This window comes from Rhodanobacter sp. TND4EL1, assembly GCF_054061035.1.
Genome location: NZ_JBSSDT010000001.1, coordinates 475,951 through 500,236 on the forward strand (window position 1 = coordinate 475,951; position 24,286 = coordinate 500,236).

Here is a 24,286-nt window from a genome sequence, read left to right on the forward strand (position 1 = left end):
CTACGATTCGCGCCGCCCGCCGCCCTGCTGCGGCTCGCTCCGACATCCGGCCCGGATGGCGAAACTGGTAGACGCAAGGGACTTAAAATCCCTCACCCTCACGGGTATCCCGGTTCGATTCCGGGTCCGGGCACCAACGCATGTTTGCAGACTTGACGGCCGCACAAACAAAAGTGCGACGGACAAGCCGTCGCACCTTCATGACTGACGCTGGGTATCCGGGGGCTATCAGGCCGCCGCATCCTTCAGCTTCTTCAACGGGCGGATCTTGATCTTGACCGACGCCGGCTTGGCTGCAAACCACTGCTCTTCCTTGGTGAAGGGATTGATGCCCTTGCGCTTCGGCTTGGCCGGCACGCTGACCGAGGTGATCTTCAGCAAGCCAGGCAGCTGGAACGAGCCCGCGCCCTTCTTGTGCACCGAACCCGCAACCGCGCCTTCCAGCGCTGCGAGTACGGCACGGACGTCCTTGGCGACGACGCCACTGGCGTCCACGATGTGTGCGACCAGACTGGTTTTGTTGAGTGCTTCCTTGATCGGCTTCGCCGCGGCCGGTGCAGCTTTTGCCTTCGGTGCCGGCTTGGTCTTGGCCACCGCTTTCTGTGCCTTTGCCATGGATTTCCCCTCGTCTAGATGTGATGGATGGTTTGAATGCCTCACGGCACGCTGAATGTAGGGGAATTTGAAGGTTCCGCCAACGGGTAACGCACGAAATCATCGATTTTTGCGGCAAAAATTGCCAGCAGCCGCTCTTCATGGTCACTTTGCAGGCGCCATGACGTAACCTAGAAGCCATGTATCCGCTGGCTCGAGGCGGATTGGGGACTCAATGGAAGCGGCAAATCATCCCGGCTTTGGCTATTTCACGGCCGCCCTGCTGGTTATTGCTGCGCTCGCCTACGGCGCCGCCGTGCAGTTTCTGGTGATAGGCGTACGCCAGCGTCGGGACTTCACCCATCTCGCCTTCGCGTTTCTGGCTGCTTGCCTGGCCACGCTGGCGCTCGGCAACGCAGTGATGAATGCCGCGAGTTCGCTGGAGCCAGCGATCCAGGGGCTACGCATGGTAACGAGCTCGGCCATTCTTGCGCTGCCTGCTCTGATGGTCTTCGTTGGCTGCTACACCGGCCGACCGGCCCATCGTCATGTGCTTGCTGCCGCCGGCGTCACTGCGCTGATCATGCTCGGGTTCAATCTTGCCGAGCCGCATACCGCGTTCGACACGGCGCTGCGCGAGGGGCCCCCGCTGATATTGCCGTGGGGAGAATCGCTGTTCACCGTGGAGGGCGCGCGATCATTGGGCGGAACGCTGTTCCGCTGGGCAAGTTATGCGGTTTTCGCCTGGGCCCTCTACAGCGCCGCACGACAGTACCGCGATGGCCAACGCCTGAAAGGCCTGATGCTGGGCGCGTGCCTGCTGATCCAGCTGGTGGCGTTGTTGTGGGGCGCCATCGTGGTCAACGCGATGGGCAAGCCCTACCCCTCGCTCGACGCGTTCGCGTTTCTTTCGTTCGTCCTGTTGATGGGTCTTTCGCTTGCGGGCCAGATGCACGGGCACAACCTGCAACTGGAACGCACTGCGGCACAGTTGCACGCGGAGGCGAATAGCCGGCGCGAGACCGAACTCGATCTGCGCCACGCCGCCTACCACGATGCACTGACCGGCTTGCCCAATCGACTGCAGGCATTGTCCACCCTCGCCGATTTGATCGCCGAAGCGATGCACTCGGGCCAGCACGGCGCGGCGCTGATGATCGACCTCGACAACTTCAAGACCATCAACGATTCACTGGGACACCATGTCGGCGATCGGGTGCTGGAAAGCATCGCCGACAGCCTGCTTACCTTGGCACCTGCGGCTTCGACCGTGGCCCGGCTCGGTGGCGACGAATTCGTCGTGCTGCTGGGTGCCGCCGACCTCAGCCACGAACAGGCGGCCGCGCGCGCCATGGGCATTGCTGACGGCATTCTGCAACGACTTGCCGCGCCGCTGGCGATTGATCATCGCATTGTTGGCGTGGGTGCCAGTATTGGCGTGGCGCTGTTCCCCGAACATGGCCAAGGTGCGGCCGACGTGGTGCGCTGTGCCGACATTGCGCTGTACCGCGCCAAGTCTGCCGGCCGCAATGCAGCGCGGCTGTTTCTTCCGCACATGCAGCGCGATGCCGACGCGCGCCTGGAGCTGGAACGCGGCCTGCGTACCGCCGTGGAGCAGCAGGCGTTCTCACTGCATTTCCAGCCGCAGGTGGACATGCATGGAAAGCTGGTCGGTGCCGAAGCCTTGCTGCGCTGGAATCACGCTACCCTGGGACACGTTTCGCCGGCCACCTTCATTCCGATTGCCGAGGAAACAGGACTTGTCCACGCCATCGGTGCCTGGGTGGTCAGCCGGACTTGCGAACACATCCGCGAGTGGCGTGAAATGGGCATGGATTTTGGCGGGCGTATCTCGATCAACATAAGCCCCTGGCAAATCGCGCATCCGCAATTCGCTTCGAACATCGCCGCGCAGGTCGCTGACGCAGGCATCGAGCCCTCCGTGCTTACCCTCGAATTGACCGAAAGCGCACTGCTCGGCGACTTCGCCGCGGCGCTCCACACCTTGCAGCAATTATCCGGAATCGGCTTCCGCCTGGCGCTCGACGATTTCGGCACCGGCTATTCGTCGCTGTCCTATCTGCAGCAACTGCCGCTGGACGAGTTGAAGATCGACCGTTCCTTCATCGGCGCGCTGCAGCCCGACATCGCGGATCCTCTGGCCGGCTTCGTGATCGACGTGGGACGCCGCCTGGGCATGACCACGATTGCCGAAGGCGTGGAAACCGCCGAACAGGAAAACGCATTGCGGGAGCTGGGCTGCGACCTCATGCAGGGATACCTCATCTGCAGGCCGCTGGCGGCAAACGACTTCCAGCGCTGGGCACGGCAAAGAAGCACGGCCAGCATCACAGATGTCACAACGGTGGATGTCTGAGCAGGCCGCCGCAGCGTTTGGCGTCGTCTTCGCGCGCGCCCCTCACCATCCCACGGAGTACCAACAAAAAACCCGCCAGCGGCGGGTTTCAGGGCTGCATGACAGCCAAACGGGCAATGGAGGCCTAGGTCGGAATCGAACCGGCGTACGCGGATTTGCAGTCCGCTGCATGACCACTCTGCCACCAGGCCATTGCTTCGTTAAACGCGATCATGATGATCGCAGCTTGTTCCCAAAAAACAAAACCCCGGAAAGCCGAGGTTCTGCATTGAAACTGGAGCGGGAAACGAGACTCGAACTCGCGACCCCGACCTTGGCAAGGTCGTGCTCTACCAACTGAGCTATTCCCGCATCTGAGCCGTGAATCATACCAGAACCATGGTGGTTGTGAATAGCCTCGATGCCAAATTCGCGAGGAAATTTCCACCTGCTTCCGATACGACGAAGCCCCGACAAATCGAGGCCTCATCGTTAACTGGAGCGGGAAACGAGACTCGAACTCGCGACCCCGACCTTGGCAAGGTCGTGCTCTACCAACTGAGCTATTCCCGCACTGGAGCCGCGCATTCTAATACGTGAATGCGGATCGTCAAGCCCGAATCGACACGAACGGTGCAAGATGCTCAGACATCGTTGTCCGCGTTCGACGCTGGCTGCGACTGTTCGCCGCTGAGAAGCGGCCATGCAGCGCGCAGATAAGTCATGCCGGACCAGATCGTCAGCACGCCTGCGATCACCAGCAAGCCTTCGCCGATATGGTAAAGCCGCAGGGCTTCGGCCGCCTTCTCGTGCTGCACGATCAGCACCACCAACGCGACCATCTGCATCACGGTTTTCAGCTTGCCGATGAAGGCCACCTTCACGGTGGCACGCATGCCGATTTGCGCCATCCATTCACGCAGCGCCGAAACGCTGATTTCGCGCCCGACGATGATCGCCGCAGTCACGGCCATCAGAATGCCCGGCCAACCACCCCGATGTGACTCGACCAGCAGGAACAGGGTCACCGCCACCATCAACTTGTCGGCCACCGGGTCGAGAAATGCGCCGAACGCCGAAGTCAGGTTCATTCGGCGGGCCAGATAGCCGTCGAGCCAGTCGGTCACGGCGGCCAGCACGAACACGATTGCCGCGGTGATGTTGTGGCCGGGAAAGGGAAGATAGAAGACCACTATCATCACCGGCAGCAATCCCACTCGGAACAGGGTCAGCCAGGTTGGCAGGTTGATGCGCATGATTCGTCCCAATGGTTTGCTGCAGTTTCGCACGACCGCGGTTACTGTCGAACAAGGATGTTTACTGACGTTCAGCCATGCAGGCTGGCATAGATGCGTTCGGCCAGGCCGCGATCGATGCCCTTCACCTGCATGAGTTCCTCGACGCCGGCACCCTCGATACCCTGCATGCCACCAAAGGCCTTCAGCAACGCCGAGCGCCGGCGAGCGCCGACGCCGGGCACGTCCTCCAGCACGCTGCGCTCACGCGCCTTCTCGCGACGCTTGCGATGGCCGCTGATGGCAAAGCGATGGGCTTCATCGCGCACGGCAGCGACCAGATGCAATGCGGGTGATGAGGAACCCGGATGCAACTCGCGTCCCGAGTCGGCGAGCACGAGGGTTTCCTCGCCAGCACGTCGGCCCGGGCCTTTTGCCACGCCGACGACCTGAATGCCGGTCACGCCGAGTTCTCGCAAGACGTCGAGCGCCTGCGCCACCTGTCCGCTGCCGCCATCGATCAACAGCACGTCGGGACGCGCACCCTCGCCTTCAGCCACCTTGCGGAAGCGACGGGTCAGTGCCTGATGCATCGCCGCGTAGTCGTCGCCGGGCGTGATGCCGCTGATGTTGAAGCGGCGGTAATGGGATTTCTCCGGACCTTCCGGACCAAACACTACGCACGAAGCCACGGTCAGTTCGCCCATCGTGTGACTGATATCGAAGCACTCGAGGCGACGCGGTGGGGCGTCCAGCTCAAGCAGCTTCTGCAGATCGTCGAAACGCGCACCCAGGGTCTGTCGACTGGCCAGCCGTGCGGTCAGCGAGGCCTGTGCGTTGCGCTCGGCCATTTGCAGAAACTGCGCTCGATCGCCCCTGACACTGAACTTGAGTTCCACCGCGCGACCGGCGTGCTGGCTCAGCAGTTCAGCCAGGATCTCGCGATCAGCCAGGGTTTCGCCGAGGATCAATTCCCGCGGCACCGGACGGTCGAGGTAGTACTGCGCAATGAACTGTGCCAACACATCGGCGGGCTCGGCATCCAGCGGCAGCCGCGGAAAGAATTCACGCGTTCCCAGGCTGATGCCGTTGCGGAAGAACAGCACGCTGACACAGGCCATGCCTGCCTCGATGCGGCACGCGATCACGTCCATGTCGGCGCTGGCGCCCTGCACGTGGTGCTGTGCCTGCAACTGACGCAGCGCTGCGACCTGATCGCGCAATTTCGCGGCGCGTTCGAACTGCAGCGCCTTGCTGGCCTGCTCCATCGCCTCGGCCAGTTCATCGATCACCGCATTGCTGCGACCTTCAAGGAACATCTCTGCATGGCGCACGTCGCGACGGTAGTCGTCGACGCTGATCAGACCCACGCACGGCGCACTGCAACGCCCGATCTGGTGCTGCAGGCATGGCCGCGTGCGATTGCGGAAATAGCTGTCCTCGCACTGGCGCACCTTGAACAGCTTCTGCATCAGGCTGAGGCTTTCGCGGACGGCGTAGGTGCTGGGATACGGACCGAAATAGCGGCCGGGCAAATTCTTCGCGCCGCGATGGAATGCCAGCCGGGGGTAGTCTTCGCCGGTCGAAAGGTAGATGTACGGGTAGCTTTTGTCGTCGCGCAGAAGAATGTTGTAGCGCGGTTTCAACGACTTGATCAGCTGCGATTCCAGCAGCAGCGCTTCGCCCTCGGTGCGCGTCACGGTGATCTCGACGCGGGCGATCTGCGCCACCATCGCGGCGATGCGCGGTTCCATCCGAGGCTTCAGGAAGTAGCTGCTGACGCGCTTCTTCAGGTTGCCGGCTTTGCCCACGTAAAGCAGCTCGCCGGCTGCGTCGATGTGGCGATAGACGCCGGGCGCGGAGGTCAGCGTGCGGACGAAGGCCTTGCCGTCGAAAGGGGGCGGTTGCGCGGGTTGCATGGGACGATTCTAGTTGGCGGCCCACCCGATATGGTGGCTCAGTGCTGCGTGCGCAACCACTGCTCGGCGCGTTCCACGTCGGCCTCGGTATCAATGCCGGGCGGGAACGGCTCGGGAGTCAGCCGTACCGCGATGGCATGGCCGTGTTCGAGCACGCGTAGCTGCTCCAGCGACTCGGTCTGCTCCAGCGGTGTACGCGGCAATCGCGTGTAGCGATCGAGGAAGCCGGCGCGATAGGCATAAATGCCGATATGACGAAGAAACGGCAAGCCCGAAGGCAGCGTGTGGCGATCGCTGGCGAAGGCATCACGCGCCCACGGCATGGGTGCGCGACTGAAATAGAGGGCGCGCCCGTTCGCCGCGCGGACCAGCTTCACCACATTCGGATCGAACAACTCTTCAGCGTCGATGACCGGCGTGGCCAGGGTGGCCATGGGTGCATCATCGCCCGCCAGCGCCTGCGCCACCGCGCGAATGCCGGCGGCCGGGGCAAACGGTTCGTCGCCCTGCAAATTCACCACGATGCTGTCGTCGCTCCAGCCATAGTGCTGCGCGCACTCGGCCAGGCGGTCGCTGCCCGAGGCGTGATCCGCCCGGGTCATGCACACGTCAATACCCGACTGCCCTGCCAGGATATCGGCAATGCGCTGGTCATCCACCGCCACCACGACCTGGGCGGCGCCTGCCTGCAATGCGCGCTGCGCCACCCGAATCACCATCGGCACACCAGCGATCTGGCGCAAGGGCTTGCCCGGCAGTCGGGTCGAGCCGTAGCGGGCGGGAATGGCGACGATGAACGGCGGTACGGCGTGGGACATGGGTGGTGCCTTCAGGCGCGGGGCGAACGTTGCCGCCACGATACACGCAGCAGCGTCGACTCAGCCGACATCACGCAAATTGAAACCACAACCGTTGGCCAATCCCCGAAAGTCCGGGAACGACGTGGCGACATGGCTGCAGTCATTGATCCGCACCGGCGCGTCGGCGACCAGTCCGGCCACCGCAAAGCTCATCGCGATGCGATGGTCCAGGTGACTTTCAACCATGCCCCCGCCGAGCCGTCCACCCTGGATGATCGCGCCGTCGGGGGTCTCCTCGATGCGCACGCCCAGCGCACGCAAACCGGCCGCCATGGTCGCGATGCGGTCGGATTCCTTCACTCGCAATTCGGCCGCACCCCGAATGACCGTTCTGCCGGTGGCCACCGCCGCGGCAATGAACAGCACGGGAAACTCGTCGATCATGTCCGGTCCGATCGACTCCGGCAGTTCCACGCCATGCAGTGGCGCATGACGCACCCGCAGATCACCGACCGGCTCGCCGCCGGCTTCACGCTCGCGCTCGATTGTGATGTCCGCGCCCATCAATCGCAGTGCCTGCAGCAAACCGGTGCGACGCGGATTGAGTCCCACCCCCGGCAGCCGAAGTTCGGAACCCGGCACGATGCTGGCAGCCACCAGGAAGAACGCCGCCGAGGAAAAGTCCGCCGGCACCTCGACGTCGGTGGCACGCAGCACGTGACCACCTTCCAGTCGGGCGCTGCCCGGCGCAAAGGTGATCGGCCAGCCGAATGCCGCGAGCATGCGCTCGGTGTAGTCACGGGTCGGGTGCGGCTCGATGATCTCGGTCTGGCCAGCGGCATACAGGCCAGCCAGCAGCAACGCGGACTTCACCTGGGCGCTGGCTACCGGAAGTTCGTAGCTGATCCCCTGCAGTGGCTGCCCGCCATGCACCAGTAGCGGCGGCAATCCATCGTGCGTATCGATGCGAGCACCCATGGCGGCCAGCGGATCGGTGACCCGACGCATCGGCCGCTTCGACAGCGAGGCATCACCGACCAGCCGACTGTCGAACGCCTGGCCGGCCAACAGCCCGGCCAACAGGCGCATGCCGGTGCCGGCGTTGCCGCAGTCCAGCGGTTGCGCGGTGCCGTGCAGGCCGCGCAAACCCACGCCATGGACTACCCGCTCGCCCGGAGCGGGGGTGTCGATGCGCACGCCAAGCTGCGACAGTACGGCCGCCGTAGCGCGCGTGTCCTCGCCTTCGAGGAAGCCGCGGATGCACGAACGGCCTTCGGCGATCGACGCCAGCATCAACGCCCGATGCGATACGGACTTGTCACCCGGCACGGCTACCTCGCCATGCAACGCCTTGCCCGCTTGGCTGCTCCAGTCCAGTCGGCCGCTCAAGGCAACGCCACCGGGTAGGAACCGAGCACACGAACAGTTGCGGCCGAAGCGCTGATGTCCTGCACCGCCGCCTGCAGCGGACTTTCATCGATATGCCCGGAAACGTCGATGAAAAACGCGTACTGCCACTTGCCGGTATGCGCGGGCCGGGACTCGATCCGGTTCAGGCTGACGCCGTGTTTCGCGAACGGACTGAGCACGTCATACAACGCACCCGGCTTGTCGTTGACCGTGATCAGCAGCGAGGTGCGATCGTTGCCCGAGGGCGGGAACAGCGAGCGGCCGATGACCAGGAATCGGGTGGTGTTGTCGGCGCGATCCTCGATGCCCGTGGCCACCGCCTTCAGGCGATAGACCTTGCCGGCGGTTTCGCCGGCGATCGCCGCCACGTCGTCGGCATGCAGCGCCAGTCGCGCCGCCTCGGCGTTGCTCGACACCGCGATGCACTCGACCCCGGGCAGGTTGATACGCAGCCAGGTCTTGCACTGCTGCAACGATTGCGCGTGGGCGTAGATGCGGCGCACGTCTTCCAGTTTCCCGCTGAGCGAATGAAGGCACTGGTGCACGCGCAACTCGACTTCGCCGCAGATGGTGGCCTCGGAGGTGAGGAACATGTCCAGCGTCACCTGGATCATGCCCTGACCCGAGTTTTCCACCGGAACCACCCCAAAATCCGCGTGACCGGCGGCGACTTCCTGGAACACTTCCTCGATGCTGCCCAGCGGCAGACCGTAAGCGGCGTGGCCGAAGTGCTTGCGCACCGCCTGCTCGCTGAAGGTGCCTTCAGGCCCGAGGAAACCGATCTTCAGGGGATCTTCTTGCGCGAGGCAGGAGGACATGATTTCCCGGAACAGTCGCACCACCTCGGTGTCGGACAACGGGCCATTGTTCCGATCGACCACCATCCGCAATACATGAGCTTCTCGTTCGGGACGGTAGTAATCGATCGCGGAAAGCCCTTCACCCTTCACCTTCGCCACCGTGCGCGCATGGTTGGCACGCTCGGAAATGAGCTGCTGGATCTGCCGGTCAATGCTGTCAATGCGCTCGCGCATCTCGGTCAACGGCGTTTTCGGGTCGGTCGTGCTCGGATCGGTCATGCGGTGAATGCCTGAATGAATGGACGTCCGGACGATGGACGTCCAAATGCTGAAGTTGCATCCTGCCTGAAAAATGCCGCTTTCGCTCGATCAACCATGCCGTCGGGCGAAATCCCTCATGAAATCAACCAGCGCTTCCACCGCCGCGAGCGGTACCGCGTTGTACAACGACGCCCGCATGCCACCGATGGCCTTGTGACCTTTCAGGGCAAGCAAACCAGCCGCCTCCGATTCATGCAGAAACGCGGCATCCAGCGCCGGATCGTGCAGGTCAAAGCGAACATTCATGCGCGAGCGGGCCGGCGGAGCAACCCGGTTACGGTAGTAGCCATCGGACTCGTCGATGGTGCCGTATAGCAGATTCGACTTGGCGCGGTTGAGCTCGCCCATCGCGCTGACCCCACCGTGTTCAAGCAGCCACTGGAAGGTGAGCCCGGCCAGATACCAGCCCCAGGTGTTCGGGGTGTTGAGCATGGAATCGGCAGCGGCCTGTTCGGCGTAACGGAAGATCCGCGCCATCGGTCGGCCCGCACGTTGCAGCAGGTCACGTCGGATGATCATCACTACCAGGCCGGAAGGACCGATGTTTTTCTGTGCGCCGGCATAGATCAGCCCGAAGCGACTGACGTCGAGCGGCTCGGACAGAATGTTGGAGGACAGATCCGCCACCAGCGGTACCGCACCCACCTCGGGTACTTCATGAAACTCGACACCGTGAATGGTTTCGTTCGGTGTGTAATGCACATAGGCAGCCTGCGGATCGAGCTGCCAGTTGTCGCGAGACGGCAGGCTCAGATAATCATCCGCCGCGCTGCTGGCTGCCACGTTGGCCCGCACGTATGGAGCGGCCTCGCTTGCCGCCTTGGCACTCCAGTGCCCGCTGATGATGTAATCCGCACTTTCGCCGGGAGCGGCCAGATTCATCGGAATCTGCGCGAAATGCTGGGTGGCTCCGCCTTGCAGAAACAGCACCGCGTAATCCGCCGGAACCTGCATCAACTGGCGCAGATCGGCTTCAGCCTGGGCAGCCATCGCGACAAAACGCTTGCCGCGATGGGACTGTTCCATCACGGACGCGCCACTGCCCTCCCAGTCGAGCAGTTCGCGTTGTGCGCGTTCAAGGACCGCCGTCGGCAAGGCCGCCGGACCGGCACTGAAGTTCCAGACTCTGTTCACGTGCGCCTGCATCCCGTGGTGAGGTGTCCCCCGCATTATGCCGCGGCGCAGCATGGCGCAGTCAACTGCCGCCGGGACGCCTCAGGACCGCTCTCAGAACCGGATCAACAAGGCCAGCGCAATGCCCAGTGCCAGCACCGCGGCAGTCACGATCAACCACCAGACCTCGCCGCTGGGACCGGCTGATTGTTCCGGCAGGGGCTGGGCGGATGGCTCGGCCATCACGATCTCCGGCTCGGGTTCCATGCCCGGCCCATCGATCAGAAAACGGTGCATGGCAATGCCGATCTGGTCGCCAGGCTGCAGCGCCACCCGGTGGACCGAAATACCGTTGACCCGCAGCGGATGACGCTCACTGGGCTGGACCGTTTCAAGCCACAACTGGCCGTCATCCCAGAAAACCCGCAGAACAACCACATCACCCTGCGGCAACTCGAGCGGAAAGTCCCCCGAACCGCCCAGTTCAAGCCCATCCCCCACGCAGCGGACCCGTCCCGACAGCGGACCGGCGACGGCGCGCAAGGCCACCGCGCAACGGCCCTGCCCTGGCACTTGCAGGGCTGCACGCTCATTCGGATCCACGTCGGCACGCAGCAACATGCGGCAATCACCGACGCTGACCACGTCGCCCGCACGCAGCAATGCCTGCTCGCGTACCGGTCGCGCATTGACATGGATGCGACCGGCCGAAGGCATCACCTGCAGCACCCAGCCACGGCGATCCTGGTGGATGCGCAGATGTTCGGGCGCCGCCTGGCCGGAGGCCAGCACGAGGTCGTTTTCTGCGGCGCTGCCAATCCGCAAGAGTGCCTGCGCCCAGTGGAAATCCTCACGGGCCGCATTGGGAAATTCGATACGCATGGATGAACCGGTCAATGGACGGCGAAACTCTAACATGGGGCCCCATGCCGTTAAGATGGCCTGTCAAGGCATCTCGCCACATTTTCCGGAATCCGCCATGCCCAAGATTGATATCCGCCGCCCGCACCAGCTTTCCATCACCGACGCCCGCTCGGTGGTCGAGCAGGTTGCCGCGCGCATGCACGAAAAGTTCGGCATCGACGGACGCTGGCAGGACGACACCCTGCTGTTTTCACGCCCGGGCGTCAGCGGTTCGATCGCGGTCGGCAGCGACGCCATCGAGGTCAAGGCGGAACTCGGCATGATGCTGGCCCCGCTCAAGGGCATGGTGGAGCAGGAGATCCGGCGCAAGCTGGACGAGCATTTCAGCTGATCCAGGGCGTTTTGCCCACGGATTGATGATTCTTTAACCAAACGCCCATTCGTGGCATAATCGTCGGCTTACGCGGCCATGACGGCTGCGCGTGAACCCCGGAACACATGGCCAAAGACGACGTCATCGAAATGGAAGGCACGGTCCAAGAGACCTTGCCGAACACCATGTTTCGCGTACAACTTGAGAATGGGCACGTCATCATCGCCCACATCTCCGGTCGCATGCGCAAGCACTACATCCGCATTCTCACGGGCGACAAGGTCAAGATCGAAATGACCCCGTACGACCTGAGCAAGGGCCGCATCACCTACCGCATGAAGTAGGCGGTCGCGCTGCTGTCGACAGGCAGCGGCAAGTGGTGAAGTGCCCTACATGACAAAGGCGGCGCAATGCGCCGCCTTTGCTTTGCCCGCTCTTCGCGCTTGCGCCCTACTCGACTACGGCCGGTAGTGGTTGGGCTGCCTTGCAGTCGACCTTCAGCTCGCCGTCGGCCACGCTCAGGCGCACCACGCCACCCTCGGCCAGACTGCCGAACAGCAGCTCGTCGGCCAGCGCACGCTTCACCTTTTCCTGGATCACCCGCGCCATCGGGCGTGCGCCCATCTGCGGATCAAACCCGTGCTCGGCCAGCCAGCGCCGTGCATCGGCGTCCACGTCCAGGCTTACCCGCTTCTCGCTCAGCTGGCTCTCCAGCTCGATCAGGAACTTGTCGACCACGCGCAGGATGTGCTCGAAATCGAGCGCGCCGAACTGGATGATCGCGTCCAGCCGGTTGCGGAACTCCGGCGTGAAGATGCGGCGGATCACCTCCATCGCATCCGACTCGTGCTTCTGCTCGACGAAGCCCATGCTGCGCCGTGCAGCGATCGACGCACCTGCGTTGGTGGTCATCACCACCACCACGTTCTTGAAGTTCGCCTCGCGACCGTTGGTGTCGGTCAGCACACCGCGGTCCATCACCTGCAGCAGGATGTTGAACACATCCGGGTGCGCCTTCTCGATCTCGTCCAGCAGCAGCACGGCGTGCGGATGCTTCGTTACCGCTTCGGTCAGCAAGCCGCCTTGATCGAAGCCGACATAGCCCGGAGGCGCACCGACCAGCCGCGATACCGAATGACCTTCCATGTACTCGGACATGTCGAAACGGATCATCTCGATGCCGAGCTGCATCGCCAGCTGCTTGGTGACCTCGGTCTTGCCCACGCCGGTGGGACCGGCCAGCAGGAAACAGCCGATCGGCTTGGACGGATCGGCCAAGCCCGAACGGGCCATCTTGATCGATGCGGCCAGTGCTTCGATCGCCGGGTCCTGACCGAACACGACCATCTTCAGATTGCGCTCCAGGTTGCGCAGCACATCGCGGTCGGACGCGGAAACCTGCTTGGCCGGAATCCTCGCCATCTTGGCGATGATGTACTCGACCTCGGAAACGTCGACCGTGCCTGTGCGCTGATCTTCCGGCAGCAGGCGTTGCCGCGCACCAGCCTCGTCGATCACGTCGATCGCCTTGTCCGGCAGCAGCCGGTCGGGAATGTGCTTGACCGACAGGTCCACCGCCGCCTTCAACGCCTCATTGGTATAGGCAACGTGGTGATGCTCCTCGAAACGCGAGCGCAGCCCCTTCAGAATCTCGATGCTGTCTGCCACAGTGGGCTCGACCACGTCGATCTTCTGGAAGCGGCGGGCCAGCGCGCGGTCCTTCTCGAACACGCCGCGGTATTCCTGGAACGTGGTCGAACCAATGCAGCGCAGCTCGCCCGACGCCAGCATCGGCTTGATCAGGTTGCTGGCATCCATGGTGCCGCCCGAGGCCGAACCGGCACCGATGATGGTGTGGATCTCGTCGATGAACAGGATCGCGCCGGGCTGCTTCTTCAGCTGGGCAATCACCCCTTTAAGGCGCTTTTCGAAATCACCGCGATATTTGGTGCCGGCAACCAGCGCGCCGAGGTCGAGCGACCAGATGGTGGCGTCTTCCAGCACCTCGGGCACTTCGCCGTCGACGATGCGCTTGGCCAGACCCTCGGCCAGAGCGGTTTTGCCCACGCCGGCTTCACCCACGTACAGCGGATTGTTCTTGCGGCGGCGGCACAACACCTGGATGGTGCGCTCGATCTCGTCGGCGCGACCGATCAGGGGATCGATCTTGCCTTCCAGCGCCAGCTCGTTGAGATTGCTGGCAAACTCGTGCAGCGGATTGCCCTTCGGCTCGCCGCCCTCCTCGCCTTCGCGCTCGCCGCCAGCCACGCCAGCGGCCGGCTCGTCGCCGATCTTGGCGATGCCGTGCGAAATGTAATTGACCACGTCGAGCCGGGTGATCTCCTGCTGGTGCATGAAATACACCGCGTGCGAGTCCTTCTCGCCGAAGATCGCCACCAGCACGTTGGCACCGGTGACTTCCTTCCTGCCCGAGGATTGCACGTGATAGACGGCGCGCTGCAGCACGCGCTGGAAGCCCAGCGTGGGTTGCGTGTCGCGCTCGTCGCCCGCGGGCAAGACCGGTACCGTCTCGCCGATGATTCGCTCCAGGTCGGCGGACAGCCGCGGCAGATCAACACCGCAGGCGCGCAAGGCGCCCAGGGCCGACTGGTTCTCGGTCAGGGCAAGCAACAGGTGCTCGACCGTCATGAACTCATGGCGTTGTTCGCGGGCCTGCTTGTAGCAATGGCCGATGGTGACTTCCAGATCCTTGCTGAACATTCGGATCGTCTCCGCTTTGCAATGGGAGCGGCCTTCAACGCCGCGATGAGCACGAAATGGGGTCGCTCAGAGCTTTTCCATAGTGCACAACAACGGGTGCTGATGGGAGCGTGAATATTCGTTGACGTGAGTGACCTTGGTTTCCGCCACCTCGCGGGTGAACACGCCGCAGACGCCGCGCCCGCGGGTGTGAACGTGCAGCATCACCTGCACGGCCTGTTCCTGGTCAAGGTTGAAAAAGCTGCGCAATACCTCGACAACGAAATCCATCGGGGTGAAATCGTCGTTCAGCAGCAGCACCTGGAACAATGGAGGCCTTGCCACCTCGGGCTTGGCGGTTTCCAGCGCCAGGCCGCGGCCGCTGTCGTGCTCATGTTCGGGTTCGTGGGCCATGTTTGTCAGGGTCTTTTCTCAGGTACGAAGTATACGCCGCGGTGGATGCAGCTCCTCCGCAACGGTCAGTCAGCAGAGGTGATGGCACAATGGCCACTTTTCCAGCCCACCTTGCTCAAGTCCATGGCCGATTTGTCTTCCCGCACCGAAGTATGGCGCCCGCACGTCACCGTGGCGTGCGTGGTTGCCGCCGACGACCGCTACCTGATGGTGGAGGAGGAAGTCGCCGGCCGACTGGTCTACAACCAGCCAGCTGGCCACCTTGACGACGGCGAAAGCCTGTGGGAGGCCGCCCGTCGCGAGACCCTGGAAGAAACCGGCTGGACGGTCGAACTGCAGCACCTGATAGGCGTGCACCAGTGGCGCAGCACCGAACACGGTGACGCGGTGGTTCGTTTCAGCTTTGCCGCGCGCGCGGTCAGTCACGCCCCCGATCGCCCGCTGGACAGCGACATCCGCCGCGCGCTGTGGTTGAGCCGGACGGAGATTGCCGCGCTGGGCGATCGCCTGCGCAGCCCGATGATCCTGCAAAGCATCGACCTGTGGCTGGGTGGTCAGCGCCTGCCGCTGGACGCCTTGAGCTACCTGCCTGGCGGCGAAACACCATGAAGGTGATGCTCGGCATTTCCGGCGGCGTCGATTCGTCGGTGGCCGCACTGTTGCTGCAGCAGGCCGGCCATCAGGTCGAAGGCCTGTTCATGCAGAACTGGGAAGAGGACGAGCGCTCCGGCCCGTGCACCAGCGATGCCGACCGCAAGGACGCCGTGGCCGTCTGCGGGCGCCTGGGCATTCCGTTCCATGCACGCAATTTCGCCAGCGAGTACTGGGACGGCGTGTTCGAGCACTTTCTTGCCGAGTACCGCGCAGGGCGCACGCCGAATCCCGACGTGCTCTGCAATCGGGAGATCAAGTTCAAGACCTTCCTCGACGAAGCCCACGCCTTGGGTGCCGAGAAGATCGCCACCGGACATTACGCCCGCGTCGACTGCGTGGACGGCCGTTACCGGCTGCTGCGCGCGGTCGACACGGCCAAGGACCAGAGCTACTTCCTGCATGCGCTGGGTCAGCGGCAACTGGCCGCCACGTTGTTCCCGCTGGGCGAGCTGCAGAAGCCGCGAGTACGCGAACTGGCGCGGGAGGCCAACCTGCCCACCCACGCCAAGAAGGACTCGACCGGCATCTGTTTCATCGGCGAGCGCGACTTCCGCGGCTTCCTGTCGCAATACATCCCCGCCCGTCGTGGCGAGATGCGCAGCCCGGACGGCGAGCGGATCGGCGAACACGAGGGGGTGATGTATTACACCCTGGGCCAGCGCAACGGGCTCGGCATCGGTGGCCGCCACGGTGCCGCCAGCGAGCCGTGGTACGTGGTCGGCAAGGACGTGGCGGCAAACGTGCTTTATGTGGCTCAGGGCGGCGAGAACCGCTGGCTGCACTCGCGCCGGCTGCACTCGGAAACGCCAACCTGGGTCGATGGCGCGGCGCCCTCGGCCCATTTCCGCTGTACCGCACGCACCCGTTACCGTCAGACCGACCAGGCCTGCTCGGTCAGCGTGACCGACAGCGGGCTTGAGATAAGCTTCGACGACGCCCAGCGCGCCGTCACCCCCGGACAGTCGGTCGTCCTATACGATGGCGAAGTCTGCCTCGGCGGCGCAGTGATCGCTGCCACCGACGCCGCTTACGGCGGCCTGCTGCCTGCCTTCACTGCTTCTTCCCCGTTCCCCGCAAGAGAATCTCCACCCCGTGCTTGAAACTTTCTCCATGACCGAAGAGCGCGTGCTCGCCCTCGCCGGCCTCTTCCAGGCCTGCGCCCTGGCCCAGCAACTGGCCAATGACGGACGTTGCGACGAAGGCGCGATGGAAGCCAGCGTGGCCAGCGTGTTCCGCATCGACGCGCCTTCCGTGGTGGGCGTCTACGGCGACACTTCGAACGTGCGGTTGGGCCTGCGCACGTTGATCGCCCAGCTCGATGAAACCGGCCGAGACATGGCCGTGACCCGGATGACGGTTACCGTGATGCGTCTCGAGCGCAGTCTGGCTGCGCGGCCCGATCTGCTGGACAAATTGCAGCAGGGCATTCTCGCCGCCCAACGGCAAGTCGAGCATTTCGGTCAGGACTCCAGCCAGGTGCACGGCCGGCTGGCCGAGTTGTATGCGTCAACGCTTTCCATCCTCAAACCACGGGTGATGGTCAGCGGCAATCCCCAGCAACTGCAGATATCCAGCGTGGTCGAGAAGGTGCGCACCAACCTGCTGGCAGCAGTGCGTTCGGCCGTACTGTGGCGGCAGCTTGGCGGTCGCCAGTGGCAACTGCTGCTGTACCGCCGCCAGTGCAGCATGCTGGCCCGCGGCCTGCTGACGGGGGCCACGCTCGACCGCCGCTGATCCCCGAGTGGCAGACAAGCAAACGGCGGGCAAGAGCCCGCCGTTTTCCTTCCCTGGGTGGAACTCCCTTGCGATAACCTGATGGCTTGTCACCGTCTCCAAGGCCGCAGTATGCCGCGGCCATGTGACAGTTTTCAGAACGCCACTTCGCCGAACACGCCAATCTCGTTGGTCTTCACGTTCTGCACGTGAGCTGGCACCGGGGTACCTACCGAACGATCCGCCTTTTCGTGCTTCCACACGCCAGCCAGCTTGAAGCCCTTGGTGACCTGGAACTCGACGCCGGCATTGTAGTAAATGTCCTTGTTTGCGTTGTCCAGGCTCTTGCTGAGCTTGGCGTTGTCGTAACGGGCAAACAGGTTGATGCCGTCGGCGATCGCCACGCTGCCCCATACGGAGTAGCCATCGGCCTTGTCCGTCGCCGTGGTCAACACGTTGTTCCAGTTCTTCGCGGTGAAATACTCGCCACCAAGGCGGAACGCATCGCTGGCATAAGCCACCATGAGGTTGCCGCGCTGGGCGGTGTTTTGCGCGCCGGTATTCTCGGTTTCCTGGCCGCGGTGGCCGGTATAGCCGCCAATCGCCACGATCATGTTGTCGAACGGCACGAAGCCCACCCGACCTTCAACGTCGACGCCCTTGCTGCGTCCCGGGTTCTTGTAGCCGTTGCCGTTGACCACCGACACCGCATAGTTGAGCGACTTGCTGGCGCCGATGTCGCCACCGAGATGCAGGCCCCAATCGGCCGAATTGCCGAATTTCATGCGGTCGGTCATCGTGGGCTCGACATAACGGAAACCGTAGTATTTCTCGGCGAACGGGATCCACGGCATGTCGGCCGAACCGACGCGGAACACGGCGGCCTGGTCGAACTTGCCTTGCACATAGGCCTTCTTGACGTACAGGTTGGTCTCGCCATCGCTGCTGACGTAGTTGAAATCGGTGGTCAGATTCGCCGACCAGATGTCGTTGAACTTGTGGTCGACACCGAGATAGAAGCGCTTCACGTCAAGACCCACGCCGGAGGCGTTGGTCTTGCCGGTATCGCTGTTTTTCTGGTCGATGCTGGTGAAGTCGAAATACATCTTGCCCGACAGCGTGGTGTTGTTGATCGCTTTTTCCAGTGCCGCAAACTTCTTGTCGCTGGCCGCCGTCACGTTGGTGGCTTTCTCCACCGCCTGGCCGGTACTCACGTTGATGTCGGATTGCGCGTCGGTGCGCTGCTCCAGCTCAGTCACCTTGGCTTGGAGTGCGGCCAACTGGGCCTTCAACAACTCGACATCGCTGCTGCTGACCGTATTGGTCCGGCTCTGTGCCGGTGCGGCAGCGGCAGACAGGCTGGTCAGCCCAAGGCCGGCGGCAATCGCCACCGCAATCAGTTTGGAACGCATGAAGTTCTCCGCAATTGGATAGAAGGTTTGTCGATCGCCCTGTCGACCGATGCCGCGCCAGCGATGAGGCAAAAGTCTGCCGAGCCATCTTTACGGTGGGATGCCGCTTTCGTGACAGATTGAAGACAGTGCCGTGCCCGCGCCGGGTGCGCAGTGCCTCACGCGGTGCGGGACGGCTGATATGCTTTACCGATGGACATCCCAAGCAACAGTAATTCGCCACGCATGGCTGAGCGGTTCCGCGGTTTCCTGCCGGTGGTGGTCGACGTGGAAACCGGTGGCTTTGATGCCGAACACGATGCCTTGCTCGAAATTGCCGCGATACCACTGACCATGGACGAAGGCGGGTTCCTGCACTTGCAGCCACACGTCTCCACTCATGTGGAACCGTTTCCCGGGGCGAATCTGGATCCCCGCTCGCTGGAAATCACCGGCATCGACCCGACCAATCCCCTGCGCGGTGCGCTGGGCGAGCGACAGGCGCTGGATCACGTTTTTCAGGTGGTGCGCGATGCGCTCCGCGACGCCGGTTGCCAACGCGCCATCCTGGTCGGTCACAACGCCGCGTTTGACCTGGGGTTTCTGAATCAGGCGGTGCGGCGCACCGGACACAAGCGCAATCCGTTCCATCCCTTCAGTTGCTTCGACACGGTCAGCTTCGGCGGCCTCGCCTATGGCCAGACCGTGCTGAGCAAGGCGGTCCTGGCCGCCGGGCTCGAATTCGACGGCCGCGAGGCCCATTCGGCGGTGTATGACGCCGAACGCACGGCGCAACTCTTCTGCAGCGTGGTCAATCGCTGGCGCCAGCTGGAACTGCTGGAGCAGACGCACAGCGGCCTCAGCGCGGCCTGATTCACCGGATGGACCCTGCCAGTCGCGGCGCGTGACCGGGATCAGTGGAGCGGGTGCCAGCCTCGCCACGCGCCCATATGACAGCGTGTCATGCGAATGAAACATTCATATCATCCAATGGCAACACGAAAGACCTGAAATGGCGGGGTCACATCCGACCTCACTCGAAAGGAGCTACCGTGTTGACCATCCGCAAATCCCCTGCCCGCCTCGCCGCCGTTGCTGCGCTCGCCGTGGCATCGACGTTCGGCGTTGGCGCACACGCCACCGACATCACCGGTGCCGGTTCCAGCTTCGTCTATCCGGTCATGTCCAAATGGTCGGCCGCCTATGCCGAAAAGACCGGCAACCGCCTCAATTACCAGTCGGTCGGCTCCGGCGCCGGCATTGCGCAGATCAAGGAAGGCACCATCGACTTCGGTGCCTCCGACGCACCGATGAAGGCCGAAGACCTTCAGAAGTATGGCCTGGGCCAGTTCCCGGTCGTGGTCGGCGGCATCGTGCCGGTGGTCAACATCGCCGGCGTGCAGGCCGGCCAGATCAAGCTGGACGGCGCCACCCTGGCGGACATCTTCCTGGGCAAGATCAACAACTGGAATGACCCGAAGATCGCCGCGCTGAACGCCGGGCTGACGCTGCCGGCCGGCAAGATCACCGTGGTGCATCGCTCGGACGGCTCGGGCACCTCGTTCAACTTCACCAACTACCTGTCCAAGGTCAGCCAGGAATGGGCCGGCAAGGTGAAGTTCGGTACCGCGGTGGAATGGCCGACCGGTGTGGGCGGCAAGGGCAATGAAGGCGTGTCGCAGTACGTGCGCCAGATCAAGGGCTCGATCGGCTACGTCGAATACGCCTACGCGGTGAAGAACAAGATCAGCTGGGTCGACCTGAAGAACGCCGCCGGCAACGTCATCGCGCCGACCGCCGAAAGCTTCGCCGCAGCGGCCTCCACCGCCGACTGGGCCAGCGCCAAGGACTTCAACCTGATCATGACCAACGCGCCCGGCGCCAAGGCCTGGCCGATCACCGCCACCACCTGGGTGATCATGTACAAGTCGCCGAAGAACGCCGGCAACAGCAAGGTCGCCTTCGACTTCTTCAAGACCGCCCTGGAACACGGTCAGCAGGCCGCCAGCGAGCTCGATTACGTGCCGCTGCCGAGCAGCCTGGTCAGCCAGATCGAAGCCTACTGGGCCGCCGAGTTCAAGCACTGAGCTCTGTCAGCCCGCGCAGGAGCCCGCTCGCGGGCGATGCCCTTGCCACGCAAAAGCATCGCCCGCCAGCGGTCTCCTGCCTCCACTGAATGACTCCGCCATCAGGAAAATTTGTGGCCACCACCGCCATCAATCCCGACGCCACACCTGACCTGCTGGAACAGCGCAGCCGCCGTGACGCCCGTCATGAGCGGCTGTTCCGCTGGCTGCTGAAGGGCTGCGCCTTGATCGTGCTGGCGGCCCTGCTCGGTGCCGCCGGTGCCACGCTGTGGGGCGGTCGCGAGGCATTCAGCACGTTTGGCTGGCACTTTCTGATCAGCTCGGAGTGGGACCCGGGCAACGACGTCTACGGCGCGCTGGTACCGGTCTACGGCACCCTCGCCACCTCGTTCATCGCGTTGCTGATCGCCGTGCCGATCAGCTTCGGCATCGCCGTTTATCTTTCCGAGGTTGCGCCGAACTGGCTGCGTACGCCGGTGGCCTCGGCGATCGAACTGCTGGCCGGCATTCCCTCGATCATCTACGGCATGTGGGGACTTTTCATCTTCGCGCCGTTCTTTGCCGAACACATCAAGCCGTGGCTGACCAACCACCTCGGCAACAAACCCGACGACGGCAAGCTGTCGTGGGTGGCCGAACACGTGCCGTTCGTGGGCAAACTGTTCGGCAGCGATTACCCGTTCGGCGCCAGCATCCTGGTGGCCGGCATCGTGCTGGCGATCATGATCATCCCGTTCATTTCCTCGGTGATGCGCGAGGTGTTCCAGACCGTGCCGACGCGCTTGAAGGAGTCGGCCTATGCGCTGGGTTCCAGCACATGGGAAGTGTCGTGGGACATCGTGTTGCCGTATACGCGATCGGCGGTGATCGGCGGTGTCTTCCTCGGCCTGGGCCGTGCGCTGGGCGAAACCATGGCGGTGACCTTTGTGCTCGGCAACTCGATGCATCTGTCGGCCTCGCTGCTTGATCCGGGCACCTCGATTGCCTCGACCATCGCCAACCAGTTCAGCGAAGCCGCCGGCCTGCAGAAGTCGTCGCTGATGGCGCTGGCCTTCCTGCTGTTCGTGGTCACCTTCATCGTGCTGTTGATCGCGCGACTGATGCTGCGGCGACTGGCCCGCCGGGAGGGTCGCTGATGAACGTCCTGTACCTGCGCCGCCGGATCACCAACGCGCTGGCGATGGTGCTCAGCCTGGTCGCTACCCTGGTCGGCCTGGCGTTCCTGGCGTGGATCCTGTGGGAAACCCTGCGCCAAGGCATCAGCGCGCTGGACCTGAAACTGTTCACCAAAATCACCGCCTACGGAGAGGACGGCGGCCTGCTGAACTCGATGGTCGGCAGCCTGATCATCAACTTCATCGGCATCGGCATCGCCACGCCGATCGGCGTGCTGGCCGGCACCTGGCTGGCCGAGTACGCGAACCGCACCAAGCTGGGCGAGTCGATCCGCTTTCTCAACGACATCCTGCTGTCGGCGCCATCGATCGTGATGGGCCTGTTCGTCTACACCATCATCGTGCTGCCCAGCACCGCCCTCACCCACGGCTCCACCACGTTCTCCGGCTTTGCCGGCGGCGTGGCGCTGGCGCTGATCGCGCTACCGGTGATCGTGCGCACCACCGACGAAATGCTGCGACTGGTCCCATCCACCCTGCGCGAGGCCGCGCTGTCGCTGGGCGTGCCGCAGTGGAAGCTCACCCTGCAGATCCTGATCCGTGCCGCCCGCTCGGGCATCATCACCGGCGTGCTGCTGGCGCTGGCACGCATCAGCGGCGAAACCGCGCCGCTGCTGTTCACCGCGTTCGGCAACAACTACATGGCGCTGAACCCGCTGGACAAGATGTCCAGCCTGCCGCAGATCATCTACCAGTACGCCAACGATCCCGGCGACGCGATGCACGCCCTGGCCTGGGCCGGCGCGTTCGTGATCACCATGTTCGTGCTGCTGCTGAGCCTGGCCTCGCGCCTGATCCTTTCCCGCACCAAGGTGTCCCATGATTGATTCCGCCCTCGCCATGCAGCCGGCGCCGTCGGCGATGGCCGCGCCCAAGCTCACCGTGCGCGACCTGCACTTCTACTACAACGGCTTCCATGCGCTGAAAGGCATCAACATGGACATTCCGGAGAAGAAGGTCACCGCGATCATCGGCCCGTCCGGCTGTGGCAAATCCACCCTGCTGCGCATCTTCAACCGCATCTACGCGATCTATCCGAAGCTGGAGGCCAAGGGCGAGATCCGGCTGGACGGCGACAACATCCTCGACCCGCGCTATTCGATGAATCGCCTGCGCAGCAAGGTCGGCATGGTGTTCCAGAAGCCGGTGCCGTTCCCGATGACGATCTTCGAGAATGTCGCCTACGGCATCCGCCATCACGAAAAGTTGTCGCGCAAGGACATGGAAGGACGGGTCGAGCAGGCCCTGCGCAATGCCGCACTGTGGGACGAGGTCAAGGACAAGCTCAAGCACAACGCGCTCGGCCTCTCCGGCGGCCAGCAGCAGCGCCTGTGCATCGCCCGCGCGATCGCGCTGAAACCCGAGGTGCTGCTGCTGGACGAACCCACCTCGGCACTGGACCCGATCGCCACCGGCCGCATCGAGCAGTTGGTGGAAGAGCTGAAAAGCCAGTTCACCATCGTCATCGTCACCCACAACATGCAGCAGGCCGCGCGTGTCTCCGACCGGACCGCTTTCATGTACCTGGGCGAGCTGATCGAATTCGACCAGACCGAGAAGATCTTCACCAAACCGGGCAAGAAGCAGACCGAGGACTACATCACCGGACGCTTCGGCTGATCACACAGGACTACCCCATGAACACCAGCACCGACCACATCATCAAGAGTTACGACGGCGAACTGACCCGGCTCACCGGCGAGATCGTGCGCATGGGCGAGCTGTCAGTGACCCAGCTGGAAGCCGCCATCGACGTGCTCGAGCGCCGCGACGAACGCGCGGCGCAGCGCGTGGTCGACAACGACGACGCGATCGACCAGCTGGAGCAGGAAATCGGCCACGATGTGGTTCGCCTGCTGGCGCTGCGTGCGCCGATGGCCGGCGATCTGCGCAATGTGTATGCCGCGTTGCGCATCGCCTCCGACATCGAACGCATCGGCGACTACGCCGCCAACGTGGCGAAGCGCTCGATCCCGCTGTCGATGGTGGCGCCGGTGGCGCCGGTGGGCGGCCTGAACCATCTGGCCCGGCTGGCCGCCGAGGGAGTCCGCGAAGTCCTGGCCGCCTACCGCGACCGCGATGCCGAGCTTGCCTATCAGGTATGGAAGAACGACGTGGTGCTGGACGAGGCGTACACCGGCTACTTCCGCCAATTGCTCACCTACATGATGGAAGACCCGCGCAACATCACCCCGTGCACCCATCTGCTGTTCATGGCCAAGAACATCGAGCGCATCGGCGACCACGCCACCAACATCGCCGAGAACATCTGGTACCAGGTCACCGGCGAACCGCTCGACAAGCAGCGCAGCAAGGGCGACCTCACTTCAAGTCCCGAAACCACCAAATTGGGCGATTGACCCGATC

The 24,286-nt window shown here is 63.5% G+C and carries 23 protein-coding genes and 4 tRNA genes; 13 read left to right on the forward strand and 14 right to left on the reverse strand.

Annotated elements, in window-relative coordinates; translation table 11 throughout:
- The first annotated feature begins 49 nt into the window (after positions 1 to 49).
- Positions 50 to 136 (forward strand) — tRNA-Leu (locus ACVWWQ_RS02210).
- A 92-nt stretch (positions 137 to 228) separates the two neighbouring features.
- On the opposite strand, the gene ACVWWQ_RS02215 is transcribed toward ACVWWQ_RS02210, so the two are convergent.
- Positions 229 to 615, reverse strand: coding sequence for an HU family DNA-binding protein (locus ACVWWQ_RS02215; protein ID WP_099652108.1), 387 nt, complete (start codon positions 613 to 615; stop codon positions 229 to 231).
- Between the two features lie 214 nt (positions 616 to 829).
- Between ACVWWQ_RS02215 and ACVWWQ_RS02220 the strand changes: the two genes are divergently transcribed.
- On the forward strand, positions 830 to 2,971 hold the full coding sequence (locus ACVWWQ_RS02220; RefSeq protein ID WP_133950289.1) for an EAL domain-containing protein: 2,142 nt from the start codon (positions 830 to 832) through the stop codon (positions 2,969 to 2,971).
- 117 nt (positions 2,972 to 3,088) lie between these two features.
- On the opposite strand, the gene ACVWWQ_RS02225 is transcribed toward ACVWWQ_RS02220, so the two are convergent.
- The 10 genes from ACVWWQ_RS02225 to ACVWWQ_RS02270 all read right to left on the reverse strand — a co-directional run bounded on the left by ACVWWQ_RS02225 (position 3,089) and on the right by ACVWWQ_RS02270 (position 11,430).
- Positions 3,089 to 3,162 (reverse strand) — tRNA-Cys (locus ACVWWQ_RS02225).
- A gap of 84 nt (positions 3,163 to 3,246) precedes the next feature.
- Positions 3,247 to 3,322 (reverse strand) — tRNA-Gly (locus ACVWWQ_RS02230).
- A gap of 125 nt (positions 3,323 to 3,447) precedes the next feature.
- A tRNA-Gly gene (locus ACVWWQ_RS02235) sits at positions 3,448 to 3,523 on the reverse strand.
- Positions 3,524 to 3,594: 71 nt separating this feature from the next.
- Complete coding sequence (gene pgsA / locus ACVWWQ_RS02240; protein WP_133950288.1) at positions 3,595 to 4,206, reverse strand: CDP-diacylglycerol--glycerol-3-phosphate 3-phosphatidyltransferase; 612 nt, start codon at positions 4,204 to 4,206, stop codon at positions 3,595 to 3,597.
- Between the two features lie 71 nt (positions 4,207 to 4,277).
- On the reverse strand, positions 4,278 to 6,104 hold the full coding sequence (uvrC, locus tag ACVWWQ_RS02245; RefSeq protein WP_133950286.1) for an excinuclease ABC subunit UvrC: 1,827 nt from the start codon (positions 6,102 to 6,104) through the stop codon (positions 4,278 to 4,280).
- Positions 6,105 to 6,142: 38 nt separating this feature from the next.
- A complete protein-coding gene (gene kdsB, locus ACVWWQ_RS02250) occupies positions 6,143 to 6,922 on the reverse strand; it encodes a 3-deoxy-manno-octulosonate cytidylyltransferase (protein ID WP_099652104.1) in 780 nt (259 codons plus the stop codon).
- Positions 6,923 to 6,982: 60 nt separating this feature from the next.
- Positions 6,983 to 8,293, reverse strand: coding sequence for a 3-phosphoshikimate 1-carboxyvinyltransferase (gene aroA, locus ACVWWQ_RS02255; RefSeq protein WP_133950284.1), 1,311 nt, complete (start codon positions 8,291 to 8,293; stop codon positions 6,983 to 6,985).
- Entirely contained in the window at positions 8,290 to 9,393 is a 1,104-nt protein-coding gene (gene pheA / locus ACVWWQ_RS02260; protein WP_133950282.1) for a prephenate dehydratase, read from the reverse strand. Before pheA ends, aroA begins: the two co-directional genes overlap by 4 nt.
- Positions 9,394 to 9,483: 90 nt before the next feature.
- Complete coding sequence (gene serC, locus ACVWWQ_RS02265; protein ID WP_133950280.1) at positions 9,484 to 10,569, reverse strand: 3-phosphoserine/phosphohydroxythreonine transaminase; 1,086 nt, start codon at positions 10,567 to 10,569, stop codon at positions 9,484 to 9,486.
- A 93-nt stretch (positions 10,570 to 10,662) separates the two neighbouring features.
- A complete protein-coding gene (locus ACVWWQ_RS02270) occupies positions 10,663 to 11,430 on the reverse strand; it encodes an FHA domain-containing protein (protein ID WP_133950278.1) in 768 nt (255 codons plus the stop codon).
- A gap of 97 nt (positions 11,431 to 11,527) precedes the next feature.
- Between ACVWWQ_RS02270 and ACVWWQ_RS02275 the strand changes: the two genes are divergently transcribed.
- Together ACVWWQ_RS02275 and infA are read left to right on the forward strand one after the other, a co-directional pair.
- A complete protein-coding gene (locus ACVWWQ_RS02275; RefSeq protein WP_099652495.1) occupies positions 11,528 to 11,803 on the forward strand; it encodes a polyhydroxyalkanoic acid system family protein in 276 nt (91 codons plus the stop codon).
- 107 nt (positions 11,804 to 11,910) lie between these two features.
- Positions 11,911 to 12,129 carry a translation initiation factor IF-1 gene (gene infA, locus ACVWWQ_RS02280; RefSeq protein WP_007508585.1) on the forward strand — a complete coding sequence of 73 codons (219 nt, stop codon included), beginning with the start codon at positions 11,911 to 11,913 and terminating at the stop codon, positions 12,127 to 12,129.
- A 106-nt stretch (positions 12,130 to 12,235) separates the two neighbouring features.
- Here infA and clpA read toward each other — a convergent pair whose 3' ends face one another.
- Positions 12,236 to 14,506, reverse strand: a complete 2,271-nt coding sequence (gene clpA / locus ACVWWQ_RS02285; RefSeq protein ID WP_133950276.1) for an ATP-dependent Clp protease ATP-binding subunit ClpA — start codon at positions 14,504 to 14,506, stop codon at positions 12,236 to 12,238.
- A 66-nt stretch (positions 14,507 to 14,572) separates the two neighbouring features.
- Complete coding sequence (gene clpS, locus ACVWWQ_RS02290; RefSeq protein WP_007808959.1) at positions 14,573 to 14,899, reverse strand: ATP-dependent Clp protease adapter ClpS; 327 nt, start codon at positions 14,897 to 14,899, stop codon at positions 14,573 to 14,575.
- Between the two features lie 123 nt (positions 14,900 to 15,022).
- Between clpS and ACVWWQ_RS02295 the strand changes: the two genes are divergently transcribed.
- From ACVWWQ_RS02295 to hflD, 3 genes are read left to right on the forward strand one after another with little or no spacing between them, the layout of a single operon-like run.
- Positions 15,023 to 15,508: an NUDIX hydrolase gene (locus ACVWWQ_RS02295; RefSeq protein WP_133950950.1), complete on the forward strand. Its 486-nt coding sequence runs from the start codon at positions 15,023 to 15,025 to the stop codon at positions 15,506 to 15,508.
- The gene (gene mnmA, locus ACVWWQ_RS02300) at positions 15,505 to 16,653 is read left to right on the forward strand and encodes a tRNA 2-thiouridine(34) synthase MnmA (RefSeq protein WP_133950274.1); all 1,149 of its coding nucleotides are present in this window, start codon (positions 15,505 to 15,507) and stop codon (positions 16,651 to 16,653) included. Before ACVWWQ_RS02295 ends, mnmA begins: the two co-directional genes overlap by 4 nt.
- Before the next feature lie 10 nt (positions 16,654 to 16,663).
- Positions 16,664 to 17,287: a high frequency lysogenization protein HflD gene (hflD, locus tag ACVWWQ_RS02305; RefSeq protein WP_099652098.1), complete on the forward strand. Its 624-nt coding sequence runs from the start codon at positions 16,664 to 16,666 to the stop codon at positions 17,285 to 17,287.
- A gap of 134 nt (positions 17,288 to 17,421) precedes the next feature.
- Here hflD and ACVWWQ_RS02310 read toward each other — a convergent pair whose 3' ends face one another.
- On the reverse strand, positions 17,422 to 18,678 hold the full coding sequence (locus ACVWWQ_RS02310) for a porin (RefSeq protein WP_133950272.1): 1,257 nt from the start codon (positions 18,676 to 18,678) through the stop codon (positions 17,422 to 17,424).
- Positions 18,679 to 18,870: 192 nt separating this feature from the next.
- On the opposite strand from ACVWWQ_RS02310, the gene rnt reads away from it, so the two are divergent.
- From rnt to phoU, 6 genes are all read left to right on the forward strand, one after another.
- Positions 18,871 to 19,530 (forward strand): ribonuclease T, encoded by a 660-nt coding sequence (gene rnt / locus ACVWWQ_RS02315; RefSeq protein ID WP_133950270.1) that lies wholly within the window; start codon positions 18,871 to 18,873, stop codon positions 19,528 to 19,530.
- A gap of 182 nt (positions 19,531 to 19,712) precedes the next feature.
- A complete protein-coding gene (pstS, locus tag ACVWWQ_RS02320; protein WP_208321624.1) occupies positions 19,713 to 20,744 on the forward strand; it encodes a phosphate ABC transporter substrate-binding protein PstS in 1,032 nt (343 codons plus the stop codon).
- Between the two features lie 113 nt (positions 20,745 to 20,857).
- Positions 20,858 to 21,880 (forward strand): phosphate ABC transporter permease subunit PstC, encoded by a 1,023-nt coding sequence (gene pstC / locus ACVWWQ_RS02325; protein WP_457383288.1) that lies wholly within the window; start codon positions 20,858 to 20,860, stop codon positions 21,878 to 21,880.
- A complete protein-coding gene (gene pstA / locus ACVWWQ_RS02330; RefSeq protein WP_133950264.1) occupies positions 21,880 to 22,746 on the forward strand; it encodes a phosphate ABC transporter permease PstA in 867 nt (288 codons plus the stop codon). The genes pstC and pstA overlap by 1 nt, the downstream gene beginning before the upstream one ends.
- Positions 22,739 to 23,539, forward strand: a complete 801-nt coding sequence (gene pstB / locus ACVWWQ_RS02335; RefSeq protein ID WP_133950262.1) for a phosphate ABC transporter ATP-binding protein PstB — start codon at positions 22,739 to 22,741, stop codon at positions 23,537 to 23,539. Before pstA ends, pstB begins: the two co-directional genes overlap by 8 nt.
- Before the next feature lie 17 nt (positions 23,540 to 23,556).
- Positions 23,557 to 24,279, forward strand: a complete 723-nt coding sequence (gene phoU / locus ACVWWQ_RS02340; protein ID WP_133950260.1) for a phosphate signaling complex protein PhoU — start codon at positions 23,557 to 23,559, stop codon at positions 24,277 to 24,279.
- Positions 24,280 to 24,286 lie beyond the last annotated feature (7 nt).